Source organism: Acidimicrobiia bacterium (assembly GCA_012959995.1).
Lineage (GTDB): Bacteria > Actinomycetota > Acidimicrobiia > Acidimicrobiales > MedAcidi-G1 > MedAcidi-G2B.
Window position 1 is genome coordinate 28,422 of the sequence record DUCC01000011.1, and the last position, 13,953, is coordinate 42,374.

General features: G+C 54.9%; 12 protein-coding genes and 1 tRNA gene. 8 read left to right on the plus strand and 5 right to left on the minus strand.

Annotated elements, in window-relative coordinates:
- Positions 1 to 65 precede the first annotated feature (65 nt).
- Together obgE and proB are read left to right on the plus strand one after the other, a co-directional pair.
- Positions 66 to 1,304, plus strand: a complete 1,239-nt coding sequence (gene obgE, locus EYQ49_02845; GenBank protein ID HIG24818.1) for a GTPase ObgE — start codon at positions 66 to 68, stop codon at positions 1,302 to 1,304.
- Positions 1,291 to 2,421 (plus strand): glutamate 5-kinase, encoded by a 1,131-nt coding sequence (proB, locus tag EYQ49_02850; GenBank protein HIG24819.1) that lies wholly within the window; start codon positions 1,291 to 1,293, stop codon positions 2,419 to 2,421. The genes obgE and proB overlap by 14 nt, the downstream gene beginning before the upstream one ends.
- Here proB and murJ read toward each other — a convergent pair.
- Positions 2,418 to 4,199, minus strand: coding sequence for a murein biosynthesis integral membrane protein MurJ (gene murJ, locus EYQ49_02855; protein HIG24820.1), 1,782 nt, complete (start codon positions 4,197 to 4,199; stop codon positions 2,418 to 2,420). The two genes, proB and murJ, sit on opposite strands and share 4 nt — an antisense overlap.
- Between murJ and EYQ49_02860 the strand changes: the two genes are divergently transcribed.
- The 3 genes from EYQ49_02860 to EYQ49_02870 are packed head-to-tail and all read left to right on the plus strand — an operon-like array spanning position 4,104 to position 7,774.
- Positions 4,104 to 5,357, plus strand: coding sequence for a glutamate-5-semialdehyde dehydrogenase (locus EYQ49_02860; GenBank protein HIG24821.1), 1,254 nt, complete (start codon positions 4,104 to 4,106; stop codon positions 5,355 to 5,357). The two genes, murJ and EYQ49_02860, sit on opposite strands and share 96 nt — an antisense overlap.
- 48 nt (positions 5,358 to 5,405) lie before the next feature.
- A complete protein-coding gene (locus EYQ49_02865; GenBank protein HIG24822.1) occupies positions 5,406 to 6,296 on the plus strand; it encodes a MoxR family ATPase in 891 nt (296 codons plus the stop codon).
- A 41-nt stretch (positions 6,297 to 6,337) separates the two neighbouring features.
- On the plus strand, positions 6,338 to 7,774 hold the full coding sequence (locus EYQ49_02870) for a VWA domain-containing protein (GenBank protein HIG24823.1): 1,437 nt from the start codon (positions 6,338 to 6,340) through the stop codon (positions 7,772 to 7,774).
- A gap of 2 nt (positions 7,775 to 7,776) precedes the next feature.
- Here the strand turns inward: EYQ49_02870 and EYQ49_02875 are convergent, their stop codons facing one another.
- Entirely contained in the window at positions 7,777 to 9,162 is a 1,386-nt protein-coding gene (locus EYQ49_02875) for a 3-deoxy-7-phosphoheptulonate synthase class II (GenBank protein ID HIG24824.1), read from the minus strand.
- A gap of 71 nt (positions 9,163 to 9,233) precedes the next feature.
- Positions 9,234 to 10,064 (minus strand): sigma-70 family RNA polymerase sigma factor, encoded by an 831-nt coding sequence (locus EYQ49_02880; protein HIG24825.1) that lies wholly within the window; start codon positions 10,062 to 10,064, stop codon positions 9,234 to 9,236.
- 65 nt (positions 10,065 to 10,129) lie between these two features.
- Here EYQ49_02880 and nadD point away from each other — a divergent pair, with 65 nt between their 5' ends.
- From nadD to rsfS, 3 genes are read left to right on the plus strand one after another with little or no spacing between them, the layout of a single operon-like run.
- Positions 10,130 to 10,936, plus strand: coding sequence for a nicotinate (nicotinamide) nucleotide adenylyltransferase (gene nadD, locus EYQ49_02885; protein ID HIG24826.1), 807 nt, complete (start codon positions 10,130 to 10,132; stop codon positions 10,934 to 10,936).
- Positions 10,933 to 12,135: a LytR family transcriptional regulator gene (locus EYQ49_02890; protein HIG24827.1), complete on the plus strand. Its 1,203-nt coding sequence runs from the start codon at positions 10,933 to 10,935 to the stop codon at positions 12,133 to 12,135. The genes nadD and EYQ49_02890 overlap by 4 nt, the downstream gene beginning before the upstream one ends.
- Positions 12,136 to 12,146: 11 nt before the next feature.
- Positions 12,147 to 12,560 carry a ribosome silencing factor gene (gene rsfS / locus EYQ49_02895; protein HIG24828.1) on the plus strand — a complete coding sequence of 138 codons (414 nt, stop codon included), beginning with the start codon at positions 12,147 to 12,149 and terminating at the stop codon, positions 12,558 to 12,560.
- Here the strand turns inward: rsfS and EYQ49_02900 are convergent.
- Complete coding sequence (locus EYQ49_02900) at positions 12,553 to 13,797, minus strand: MFS transporter (GenBank protein ID HIG24829.1); 1,245 nt, start codon at positions 13,795 to 13,797, stop codon at positions 12,553 to 12,555. The two genes, rsfS and EYQ49_02900, sit on opposite strands and share 8 nt — an antisense overlap.
- 63 nt (positions 13,798 to 13,860) lie before the next feature.
- A tRNA-Ala gene (locus EYQ49_02905) sits at positions 13,861 to 13,933 on the minus strand.
- Positions 13,934 to 13,953 lie beyond the last annotated feature (20 nt).

Below are 13,953 nucleotides of genomic sequence, written 5' to 3' on the forward strand. Positions count from 1 at the left end.
GTTGAAACCAAGAGAACCTGAAATAACGGGACCAGCGGCAGCAGACCAAGAGTAGGATTACCGGCATGTCTCAGTTTGTCGATGAATGCGGTCTCAACCTCCAAGCGGGCGACGGGGGAGCGGGCTCGGTCTCTTTCCGTCGAGAAGCACACGTACCTTTAGGCGGCCCCGATGGCGGCGACGGCGGCGACGGCGGAACCATATGGCTCGAAGCCGACCACAACGTGGCTTCCCTTTTAGCTTTTCGCGACCATCCGCATCGGCGAGCAAAAAGCGGCACCCACGGTTCGGGGCAAAAAAGACACGGTAAAAATTCTGAAGACCTGATAATCAAAGTGCCAGAAGGTACAACGGTTTACGATCTGCACACCCGAGAAGTGCTCTGTGACCTAGTAAGCAGCGGAGACCGTTGGAAAGCGGTACGGGCCGGGCGAGGCGGTAAAGGAAACGCCAAGTTTCTCAGCAACCGCCGTCGGGCCCCAACGTTTGCCGAACAAGGGGAAGATGGTGAAGAACGCTGGCTAACCCTAGAACTAAAACTCTTGGCCGATGTGGCATTAGTGGGTTTTCCCAACGTAGGAAAAAGCACGCTAATTGCCCGCGTTTCAGCGGCCCGCCCCCGTATCGCCGATTACCCCTTCACCACCCTCGAACCCAACCTGGGCGTGGTTCGTCCCCCCGGGCGTGCCGATTTCGTTATCGCCGACATCCCTGGGCTTATCGAAGGAGCCAGTGACGGCAAAGGTTTGGGCTACCGCTTCTTACGCCACATCGAACGAGCCCGTGTCCTCCTCATCATGTTGGACCTGGCCCCCGGAGCGTTGCACACCCCGGCTGAACAACTCAGAATCCTTGAACAAGAGCTTGGCGCCTATCGCCCAGAACTTTTAACTCGGCCCCGCCTCGTGGTGGGGTCACGGTCAGACGTAGCCGGAGAAGTTGAGTTTTCTGGTGACCGGCTTTCGGCTTTTACCGGTGAAGGGCTCGACACCTTGCTGCACCGTTTGGCAGATTTGGTTGAACAAGCGCGCAGTTCGCTTCCTCAGCGCCCACCAAAAGTCGTGCACCGCCCCGCCCCCGAAGATGTGGTGGTGGCTCGGGCCGAAGATGGCATGTGGGAAGTGTTTGACCGAGACGTGGCCCGCACCGTGAACCTCAACGACCTCACCAACGCAGACGCCCTGCACTACATTCATGACAAACTAAAATCTATGGGGGTTGATCGAGCGCTCGCTCGTGCCGGCGTAAAAGACGGCGAAAAGGTGCGTATCGGGCGCTTAGAATTTCACTATGACCGAGGCTGAGAATGTCAACACCGCACAAAAAACCGTGGTGGTTAAAGTTGGCACGTCCTCGATTACCACCGATGACGGAACGATTGATCAACACCGAGTAAACGCCCTCTGCGACGAAGTAGCAGCACTCAAAGCCGCCGACCATCAAGTGGTAGTAGTTACCTCGGGCGCCATCGCCGCCGGGCTTCCCGCTCTTGGTTTAGGCGGAGCGGCACGCCCCAAAGACGCCCAAACACTGCAAGCAGTTTCAGCAGTCGGCCAAGGGAAACTAATCGGCACCTACCAAAGCGCACTCAGTCGCCACGGTTTGTTGGCCGGTCAAGTTCTCTTAACCCCCTTGGATTTCTTTCTACGGGCCCAGTACCTGCACGCACGATCAACCCTGACCCGCCTGTTAGAACTGGGCGCCGTACCGATTGTCAACGAAAACGATGCGGTAGCCGATGATGAAATTCGTTGGGGCGACAACGACAGAATCGCGGCCCTAGTAGCGCACCTGGTGGACGCTGATTTATTGGTACTGCTCACCGACATTGAAGGAGTGCTCTCCGCGGACCCCAAACTCAACCCCCAAGCCTCGCTCATAGAAGAAATTGTTGAAGTAGACCACGACCTTGAACAACTGGCCGGCGGCAGCGGCTCACTGCACGGAAGCGGCGGTATGGCCTCAAAACTGGCTGCGGCAAAAATAGCGTCTTGGTCTGGAGTGCGTACGGTCATCGCTCATGCCCACCGCCCCCAAGTGCTGGTCGACGCCTTAGCGGCAAAAACCGGGATCGGTACCACCGTGCACGCTCGCCCCAACCGCCTCGGATCCCGGCGCCTGTGGATCGCTTTTGCCGTGGGGTCTTCCGGCCGCATCACCGTAGATGCCGGGGCCCGCAAAGTTTTAGAAGAACGCCGAGTCTCTTTGCTGCCGGCAGGAGTAACCGGGGTCGAGGGCGACTTCGAAATTGGTCAAGCCGTAGAAATAGTCGACGAAAATCAAATAGTTTTCGCCAAAGGTTTAGTGCGCCAAAATGCGGCCACCTTGCGGGACACCAAGGGGACACGAAGCACCGACTTGAACGCCGGGGTTTCACCAGAAGTAATACACGCCGACGATTTAGTAGTTTTACCTAACTAGCTTCGCCAGATACGGCGCCGCACCGGGCCAAGAATTAAATGGGCTTCGGCTACCCCAGTGCGTTGAGCCGTCACCGTGTAAAGCAAACCAGTGAAGCCCACAATCAGCGGGGCAGCCAGCAAAGCAGGCAAATCAAGGAGCCAAAACTTTAACCCGGCGGCCACCAGAAAAGCCAAAGCAGCGGCCGGCGCTAACCGCATAAAGATGAGCGAAACAGCCGGCAAAGCAGGCAACGACCTCCGTAGCAAACGAATCAAAAAAATCGCTTCAACAAAAGACGCCACCGCAGAGCCCAAAGCCAGGCCCACCGCCCCAAGATGCGGGCCAGCAGACTGGTTGCTTACAAAAGCGCCTCCCATGATGGCGTAGTTGTCGAGCGGGAACATTAAAGCCAAACCAATGACCGCAGAAACGCCTACCCGAATGCCAGCAATGCGCGCCGGGCCCGCGGTATTCCCCAAGGCATAACAAGTGTTTTGTAACTGGCGTGAAATGGCAATAGCGGGTAAGCCCAAAGAATAAGCCCCCAAAACCAACCAAACCAAGCGAGCGTCATCGGCCGAAAATGCTCCCCAACCAAACAAAGCGTTAACAATCTGCTCGCCCACACTGAGGTACGCCACCGCACTAAATACAACAAAAAATGAGGTGCGGCGTAACGATGTATCTACTCGAGAAATAAGAACAGATTGATCTTCGGTCCGCGACATTTCTGGCAACTCAGCGGCCGCCACGCTCATGGCGAACAGGCTTATCGGCAACAGGTAAAGCACTTGAGCAGACATCAAAGCAGCCAACGCCCCGGTAGCCAAAAAAGACGCCAAAACAAGATCAAGGTAAGCAGATAATTGCACCACCCCGCGACCAGCGACCGCCGGCAAAAAACGCCGACGAACTTCGGCCACCCCAGGTAAGCGATGCTGCAAGGTGGGGCGCAACCCCGGCAACAACTTGCGCACCGCTATTGCCTGCACCCCAAATTGTAAGAGGCCGCCTACCACCAATCCCCAAGCAACCCCAGTGGCTGCATCAACGGGGTCCCATCCGCCGAATAAAGCGGCCACCAACACGGCAATTTGTGCAACGTTCCAAAGTACCGGAGCGACATAAGACAAAAAGAACTGACGATGGCTGTTCAACACCCCAAGGCACCACGCCGAAACCACCAAGATCCCCGCCCCAGCAGTGGTAATGCGCATGAGGTCAACGGTTAACTCAAAACGTTGACCAGAAAACCCCGGGGTCAACAAAGCAGTCAAAGGCCGAGCAGCAAAAATGGCTATCACGGCAAAAACCCCAGCGAGTGCAGCCAATAAACCAGCCACCGCACCGGCCACCCGGGCTGCCTCTTCTTCTTTATCCTCACTTAGTAAGCGGCTATAGACAGGGATAAAAGAGGCAGAGAGAGAGCCCTCGCCTAAAAGGTTTTGCAAAATATTGGGGATCCGTAAAGCCGCCGCAAAGGCATCGGCCGCCGGGCCCAAAGCCAAAACAGAACGCAGTAAAGATTCGCGCACTAAACCCGCTAAACGAGATAAAAAAATGCCCGCCGCCACAGCGGAGGCCCCACGAGGGACACCCGAAGTTGATTGAGGTGAAGGAGTCGCAGAGGAAGGCACAGGTGGCAGGTTAGTACTTGGCGGGCACCGGTAGTTGCCGATGCGCAGCGATAGTCTGAACCAATGACCACCGTTGCAACCCCGGTAGCTGACTTGGCACAAAAGGTAAAAGCTGCCGCCCCCCACGTAGCGGCACTCACCACCGACAAAAAAAACCAAGCACTCCGCTTAGTTGCTCAAGAATTACTCACAGCCACCGAAGAAATTTTATTAGCCAACGCAGAAGACATCGCTCGGGTAGAGGCCGAAGGAGTCACGGCAACGGTGATTGACCGTTTGCGTTTAACCCCTGAAAAAATTGCTGCCATGGCTCAAGGGCTTGAGCAAGTAGCTGACTTGGCTGACCCGGTGGGGGAAATTACCGCCCAATGGACACGCCCCAATGGCTTATCTTTCACCAAAATAAGGGTTCCGCTCGGCGTAGTTGGAGTTATCTACGAGAACCGCCCCAACGTGACCAGCGATGCCTTTGGTTTATGTTTCAAAGCCGGTAACGCAGCATTTTTGCGCGGTTCGTCCGGAGCTTTTGCCTCCAACATGGCATTGGCTAAAGTTATTCGCCGCTCCCTGCAGCACGCCGGAATCACCCCCGACGCCATGGTATTGGTCGAAGAAACAAGCCGCCAAGCAGCAGTTACTTTTATGCAGCAACGGGGAACCATCGACTGCCTCATACCCCGGGGCGGGCCTTCGCTTATTCAATCTATTTTGGACCATGCCACCGTTCCCTACGTTATTGACGGCGACGGCAACTGCCATATCTACGTTGACCAAGACGCCGACCTGACTATGGCGGCGAAAATTCTTGTGAATGCCAAAATGCAGCGACCATCAGTGTGTAACGCCGCCGAAAGCCTGGTGGTGCACCAAAAAGTTGCCGAGCAGTTTCTGCCTCAAGTTGCGCAAGCGCTGGTTGGGGTAACGCTGGTCGGCGATGCCGCTGCGCGAAAGATTTTGCCCAGCGTCGGCCCGGCCACTGAAGAGGACTTTGCCAAGGAATTTTTAGATCTCAAAATTTCTATAAAAATAGTCGACGACCTATCGGCAGCTATTACGCATATAAACACTTATGGGACGGGCCACAGCGAAGCCATCGTCACTGCCGACCAAGCAGCCGCCGACCGATTTACTCAAGAAGTAGATGCGGCGGCCGTGGTAGTGAACGCATCAACACGATTCGTGGACGGCGAAGAGTTCGGCTTCGGCGCAGAAATCGGTATCAGCACCCAAAAGCTTCACGCCCGTGGGCCCATGGGGCTTCCCCAACTAACCACCGAAAAGTACGTAATTCAAGGAACCGGACAAACCCGTTCTTAACGGTGGCCAATAGTAAGCCCGGCCGGCTTTTTAGATACGCTGCGTGCTATGGATAACCGATTTGAAGATGTCGCTGGGGTGCGTGGTGCCCTCGCAGAAGCCAACTATTTAGCCGACGATGGCATAGCCGGAATCGTCTACTTAGCCGACCGCCTCGGGAAACCAATTTTGGTTGAAGGCCCCGCCGGCACGGGGAAAACCCAGTTAGCGAAAAGCGTGGCCGAAATGATTGGGGCACGGTTAATTCGTCTGCAATGCTACGAAGGCCTCGACGAGTCAAAAGCGCTCTACGAATGGAACTACAAAAAGCAATTGCTGCGTATTCAAACCGAAGGCGGTGGCAGTAACTGGGACGAGATCGAAGACGACTTGTTCTCAGAAGAGTTTTTGCTCACTCGCCCGCTGTTGGAAGCCATCCGGGCCGAAGACCCCGTAGTTTTGCTTATTGACGAAGTAGATCGAGTAGAGGTCGAAACAGAAGCCTTGCTGTTAGAAATACTCTCCGAATACCAAGTCTCTATACCGGAACTCGGCACGGTGCAGGCCCGACAAATACCATTGGTTTTCTTAACCTCTAACGCCACCCGCGAACTCTCGGAAGCCTTAAAGCGCCGCTGCCTGTTCCTCTACATCGATTACCCCGACCTTGAACGAGAACGAGAAATCGTTTTGAACAAAGTGCCGGGAATCGATGAAAATTTAGCCGACCAAGTAGCACGCATCGTGCGCTCCATACGTCAACTGGACTTAAAAAAATCTCCCTCGGTTTCGGAAACCATTGACTGGGCCCGCACCCTAGTGCTGCTCGGCATTGACAAAGTAGATGCCCAGACGGCTACCGAAACAGTCAACATTTTGCTTAAATACCGCACCGATATTGACAAAGCCGTTAAAGAATTTTCTGAAGCCCCCGACGGGCTCGACGAAACCGAAAGCTAAAACCCGCCGTGGCTTTAGCCGACACCCCGGTTGACACCCCGCTGCTGGACCTTCTGGGGGGTTTCATCGTGGAACTCCGGGCGGCTGGCTTGCCGGTTAGTTTGACCGAAAACCTTGACGCTATGGAAGCGGTCACCCACATACCCATAGAGGACCGAGAAGCATTCAAATACGCACTCGGTGCCACCTTGGTAAAAAATTATGCCCACTGGAAAGCTTTCGAAATAGTTTTTGAAGTTTATTTCACCCTGCGTGGCCCAGAATACGAGTTGGTCGGTGAAGGCGAAGGCAGCGATGGCGACCCAGATGGTGAACAAAGTTCACTCCCCGGAGAGGGTCAAGCCCAAGGCGGTGGGGGAGGAGGGCAATCTCTCACCCCTGAACAACTGGCCGAAATGCTTTTTAAAGCCCTCATGAACGGCGACGGTGCCATGATGACCGCCCTGGCTCGCCAAGCCGTAAAAAGGTTCGCCGGAATGGAACCCGGGAGGCCCGTGGGAGGCACGTACTACCTGTACCGCACGCTAAGAAACCTTGAACTTGATTCCATGTTGGATCGGCTTATGGAGTCTGCGCAAGACCAAGCACCGCAACCCTTGACCAAGTTTGAAGAACGCTTAGAGCGCGACGAGTTTGCCGGCCGCATTGAAAAACTTAAAGCAGAAGTAGAAGCAGAAATTCGCCGGCGCCTGGTGGCCGACCGCGGGGTAGAAGCAATGGCACGCACCCTGCGTAAACCATTACCCGAAGACGTGGACTTCATGCACGCTTCACGCGAAGAAATGGCTGACCTGCGCAAAGCTATTTACCCCCTGACCCGCAAATTGGCGGTGCGCTTAGCGCGTAAGCGTCGCCACGGACGCAAAGGAGCCTTGGACTTTCGCAACACCATTCGCCACTCCCTAAGTTACGGAGGGGTGCCCGCCGAACCAAAGTTTCGTTTTCCCCGGCCGGCCAAACCAGAAATGATGGTCATCGCCGACATTTCAGGCTCGGTAGCTTCCTTCGCCCGTTTCACCTTGCACCTGGTGTATGCCATAAGCAACCAATTCTCCAAAGTCCGGTCGTTCGTTTTCATCGACGGGCTAGACGAAGTAACCAAATTCTTTGAAGGCACCGAAGACATCGGTCAAGCGGTGCATCGGGTAAATACCGAAGCTGACGTGGTGTGGGTAGATGGGCATTCAGATTATGGGCATGCTTTTGATGTGTTTTGGGAACGTTTCGGTAAAGACGTAGGGCCAAAAACAACGGTGTTGATTTTGGGTGATGCCCGCAATAACTACCATGCATCGCAATCTTGGATCATAAAAGAAATGCGGCACAAAGCCCGCAAAGTATTTTGGTTAAACCCCGAACCGCGGGCCTACTGGGACACCGGTGACTCCATCGTGGGCGAATACGCTACCCACGCTGACGGCTGCTACGAAGTACGCAACCTGCGGCAATTAGAAAGCTTTGTAGAGAAACTAATTTAGGTTCAATCTTCGCGGTGCCCGTTACGAAGCAACTCGGCCAGGCGGAAAGCTAAATCTACACTTTGTCCGCCGTTCAAACGAGGGTCGCACATGGATTCGTAGCGAGTGCCAAGGTCGCCTTGTTCAACCACCGAACCACCACCGAGGCATTCGGTTACATCATCACCGGTGAGTTCTAAATGCACGCCACCGGGATGGGTGCCCAGCGAACGATGCACCGCAAAAAAGCCCGATACCTCAGCAAGAACATCTTCAAAGTGGCGCGTCTTGTGCCCGCCTTCTGCAGTGAAAGTATTGCCATGCATGGGGTCACAAACCCAAACCACCGGATGGCCAGCGTCTTTTACCGCTTTGACCAACGGAGGCAACTTGTCGATAATTTGGTTGGCCCCCATGCGCACGATTAACGACAGGCGGCCGGGTTCTTTTTCAGGGTTCAAAGCCTGGCAAAGGTCAAGAACTTCTTCGGGGGTGGCCGTCGGGCCTATTTTGCAGCCAAGGGGGTTACGAACACCACGTAAAAATTCAACGTGCGCACCATCAAGTTGGCGGGTTCGCTCACCAATCCACAACATGTGAGCCGAGCAGTCGTACCAGTCGCCGGTTAAAGAATCTTGACGGGTTAAGGCTTCTTCATAGTCCAGCAACAAAGCTTCGTGACTGGTATAAAAATCCACCTGACGCAATTCAGACAAAGTATCGGAAGAAATGCCGCAGGCCGCCATGAACTGCACGGCCCGTTCAATTTCGTCAGCCAGCGTTTCGTAACGTTGGCCGGCAGGACTGTCGGCTACAAACTCACGGTTCCAGCGGTGCACCTCGGAAAGGTTGGCAAACCCACCTTTAGTGAACGCCCGAAGCAGATTAAGCGTTGAGGCGGCACGGTTATATGCAGTAACCAAACGTTGGGGGTTCGGAGAACGATCAACCGGCGAAAAGCCAATGTCGTTCACAATGTGTCCGCGAAATGAAGGCAACTCAACGCCATCAATTGTTTCAGTATCACTGGAACGCGGCTTAGCAAATTGGCCAGCAATGCGCCCAACTTTGACCACCGGCACCCCAGTGAAATAGGTAAGCACCACCGCCATTTGCAAAATTACCCGCAGACGGTCTCGAATAGAGTCAGCAGAAGTATCAAAAGATTCCGCACAGTCGCCGGCCTGCAAGAGGAAAGCTTCGCCGCGACAAACTGCCGCCAGACTTTGGGTGAGGTCACGCCCTTCGCCAGCAAAAACTAGGGGGGGCAAAGACCGCAACTCTTCTAAAGCCGCCTCATGTTGCGCCGGATCGGGCCATTCAGGTTGCTGCAAAGCCACCCGGCCCCGCCAAGAATCAGGAGCCCAAGCGGCATCAGTTGAAGAAGAGGTCGAAGATGGGGTTGTCACAAAGAGCAGTCTACGGCCTTGGCGGGCTGTGCCCTAATGAGTTTTGCTGTCTGGTCGTTTTCTTAAGAAAACTAAGCAGCGTCGATTACTTCGCCAGCCCGGTCACGCACGGTGTTTACCGCACGCTTCACCAAACGGCGAGCAGCTTCTGCGGTAACCCCAAGGTTCTCGCCTACTTCTCGGTAAGAACGCTTCCGGCCATCGGTTAAACCAAAGCGCTGTTCCACCGCAAAACGAGCACGGTGATCCAAAACATCAAGCAAGCCAGTGGCCATGTCGTTTTCGGCCTGAGCCATAACCAAAGCTTCGGGGCCTGGCTTGGAATCAGGAAGAAGATCAACCAACTCGTTGCTGTCATCGTCACCAATGGTGCGATCCAACGAAGTAGGGGTGGTCAAACGGTGCAGACGAGCATGTTCTTCGTCGAGTTCGTCTCCGTTGCCGGAAACTGCTCGTAAAGCGGCACGCAAACTCGCGGAACGGTCACCAGGCAAACGAACCAAACTGGCCTTTTGATCCAGCGCACGACCAATAGCTTGACGAATCCAAAAAGTAGCGTAAGTGGAGAACTTGAACCCCTTACGCCAATCAAACTTGTCGACAGCATGTTCAAGACCCAAGTTGCCTTCTTGAATAAGGTCAAGGAGTTCCATGCCGGGAGGCAAGGGGTAGCGACGAGCCACGCTCACTACCAACCGGAGGTTGGAGCGAATAAAACGATCTTTGGCTTGGGCAGCCTTACGGATAGCCCGATCAAGCTCTCGACCAGTTTCGCCTTCTTCTTTGGCCGCTCGAGCAGCAGCACCAGCTTCAATGATCTTAGAAAGCTCACGCTCTTTTTGTGCATCAAGCAACGGCACCATGCCGATTTCGTTTAGGTATTGTCCTACTGAATCACTCATTTGTTTCTCACACTCTGTTTTAGCCTCGGCGACGCGCCGAAGGTATTATTTGATACTAGGGAAAGGTGGCGGATGCCCGATTACCCCTGCGGGGTTGTTTTTGTGGCTTCCTTGCCGATAGACAACTTAAGCACAGATTTGGCCTCAAGGGAAGAGTTAATTTTGTGTCTTGTGACACACGAGCTAAAAGCGCAGGTCAGAGGGGCATTTCTTTAGTCCGGTGCTCCCCGAATCAAGGATTTTCGGCTAGGATTCGTTTTGTGAGTCAACCAAACAACCGTCGGATCGGCCTTTTAGGCGGCACCTTCGACCCCCCACATTTGGGTCATCTGGCCGCTGCATTGGCGGCTCAAGAACAACTAGCCCTTGACCAAGTCTTGCTGGTGGTAGCCAACGACCCATGGCAAAAAACCGAAGCAGGACAAGAAGTCACCGCAGCAAACCATCGGCTCGCCATGGTTGAAAAAGCAGTGGCCGACCTTAACGGGATCTCCGCCGACCCATCAGAGATTAACCGCGGCGGGCCGACCTATACGGCTGCTACCTTGACAGAAATGGGGAACCGGTTTCCCGAAGCAGAACTTTTCTTACTTATAGGCGGCGATGTGGCTCCAGTACTCAATACTTGGGTAGAAGCAGAAAGGGTACGCCAACGTGCCACAATTGTGGTTATGGATCGCCCCGGATACCACCAAGCCATGCCGCCCGAAGGCTGGGATTTTCAACGACTGGTAGCTGTCACCCCAGACATAGCGGGCACCGAAGTGCGTTTGCGCGGCCAAGTAGGACACGACCTAACGGCCATGGTTCCGCTCGCCGTCGCTGACTACATCAAAAAATATGGGCTCTACTCTGGCGAGTCCTGTTCATGACCGAACCCACCGCTAACGAAATGCCTCAACGTTTTCGCCGCAAAAGCCCAGCACCGCGGGCTTCGCACGGGTGGCGCTGGTTGTTTCCTGTTGCTCTCGTAGCGGCCATGGGTTGGTCGGCCATGCTGCTCATCGAAAGTGCCCATGAACTCTTAGACAGCCAAGACGGAGAAATTCGCACCGCACAGACCGACCCCACCTCACCGGGGTTCGAAGCATTCGTCGAACAAACCTGGTCCATGCTGATCATCACCGAAAACAAAAACGAAGACCTAGCGGACCTTGCCGTAGCTACGGTCGCTGACCGTGAAAACGGGGGAGGTTCGATTCTGGTCGTGCCGCCCCATCTACGGGTAGCCGGTGGTTGTGCCAAAGAACCCTGCGACTTGGCCGCCCTCTACAAAGAAGGCGGGCAAGAACTTCTCACCGAAGCCATGGTTAGTCTCTTAAACGTCGGGTTTACCCAAGAAGTGTTGCTGACCGAAAGCCGTTGGGCAGGTTTAACCGGGCCAGTAGGCGGGGTAACTGTGCCGCTGCCCGCTGCATTGACCAGCGAAAACAGCGAAGGGGTGAAAATAACGCATTTTGAGGCAGGCGAAACATTAATTCTGCCCAACCACACCGTTGAATTTTTGGATTTCTCCGAAGGTTTAGCAGGCCACGACGACCTGGCCTTGAGCCAAGCCTTTTGGTCTTCGTGGCTGGCGGAACTCTCTGAAAGTGAAAACCCGCTCGACAAACTGCCAGCCCTTGACCTCGACGTAGTGGAACTCTTGGCGGTGATTTCCGCAGGAAACCATGTAGTGGTTCCGTTGCTGGTCAGCGAAGCCGACGACGGCCTTTATGTAGAAGCAGATCTCTTAGCGCAGGTCGTTGTAGAAATGTTCCTATTTCCTATTTCCGCTCACCCCGGTGACCGGGTAAGCGTACGACTGATCAACGGAACCGGCGACTTCACCACCGACCCCGTAGCGCGCCAACGGGTAGTGGCCGCCGGCGGAGAAATAATCGTGGTCGGCAACCACCCCAGCTTCGATGTGGCCGAATCAATAATCACCTACCGCGACCCCTTGGTGGCCGTCGAAGCAGCAACCATGGCCCAATCGCTCGGAATACCAGCGGAATATGACGCCTTTGCCAGCCCCGCCGCAGAAATAACCGTACTAGTTGGCGCCGACTTTGTCGGTTTAACCGGTTAGCGTTGTCCCCGATGAAAACTTCTTCAAACTCCAAAGAAAACTACAACACTTCTGCCGGTATCCAACGCTGGGCGGTGCAAGCGGCCCGAGCGGCCGACGACAAATTAGGCCGAGACACCGTGCTTATAGATGTAGGTGACGTCATGGGGGTAACCGACCTCTTCGTGGTAACCAGCGGCGGAAACCGACGCCAGGTACGAGCCATTGTCGACGAGATAGAAGAACAACTCACTATCCTCGACGGCCCTCAACCTCGGGCCGTTGAAGGCCGCGGCACCGACGATGAACAAACCTGGATATTAATGGACTTCGGCGGTTTTCTGGTTCACGTGTTCGACGAACAAGCACGAGCCTTTTACGACCTAGAACGTTTATGGAGCGACCGTCCGACCATCGACTGGCGCGCCGATACTTCCCCTAGCTAGCCTTAATACGCCTTGATGGGTGATTGGTGGCGGCAAAAACGGCACCAACCAAAGGCAAAGCGGCCCACAACAAAGCCGTTGAACGAAATGAACCAGTGGCCGAAGCAGTCACCGAAAAAGCAATAGGGCCAATGGCCGACGCCAACACACCTATAAACATTAATGCTCCTTGAATGGACCCAATGTGGTCAAGCCCAAACCATTTCGGCACCAACGCTGCGCCCAAAGTGCGGACAGTTCCCGACATCAAGCCAAAGAGCACGGCGTAACAAATGACCGCAGGCAAAGTCGAAACCTGACTGGCCAACAGCAAAGTGGCACTCAACAACAGCAAAGAAACTAGCGGAGCAAAACGGGCGCCAATTTTGTCGAGAGTTACCCCCATGAGCGGAGAGCCCACCGAAGTACCGATGACCTGCGGGAGAAACATGATGGCTGCCTCGGTTTGGCTAAAACCACTTTCACCCAGCAAAGCAATCTGATGAAAATTCAACCCGGTGCTGAGCATAGAAGCGCCCCCCGAGGCGGCCGCCAAAACCCAAAAAGCGCGAGTACGTAAAGCCGCCGAGCGATCCATGCTGGGACGCACGGCGGCTCTTTTTTGCGGATCGGGGTGAGGGGCAAGACCATCGGGGTGCTGGCCGACGCTGGAGGGGCGGTCAATAATGCCGAACCAAGCGAGGGGAATGACCACCATGGCGACGGTGCTGGCAGAAACAATCCAAGCAGTGCGCCACCCCCACTGAGCAATAGTAAAACTCAACCCCACCGGAACCAGCGCCATCATGGCCGAAGAGATGGTCATGGTAAGGCCCAAGGCGAGGCCGCGACGCTGTTCAAACCAGAGAGAAACAGCCACATTGCTGACCAGCGAAAGGCTCCCTTGACCGAGCATGCGGATAAACCAAAAACCGATAGTGAGGCTAATTATTCCTTGCACCCCCGACATGTAAAAAAGTGCTCCGGCAAACAAGGTGGCGATGATGGTCATGGCCCGGCGGACGCCATAGCGGTCAATCCAGAGACCGACGGTGGGCATGGCGAGAGCGCCGCACAAAGTGCCGATGGCGTAACCGCCGGCAATAGCGTTTTTCGAAAGGTTGAGATCTTCGGCAAAGTGATCAATGAAAACACTGACCCCTATGGTTTGACCCGGCCCGGTAAGGCCTAAAGCAATGGTGGCAAAAACGAGGATGCGCCAGCCAGAAAAAGATGACTTAGGAGAGAGGGGAGGCATCAACAGAGTCTAAAGTCTGGAATGAAAGCGAAACACCCCAAGCCAACGACCTGGGGTGATGCGTGGAGCTAGAGGGAATTGAACCCTCGACCTCTTCCATGCCATGGAAGCGCTCTGCCAACTGAGCTATAGCCCCGCGAAGGCCACAGGTTACCA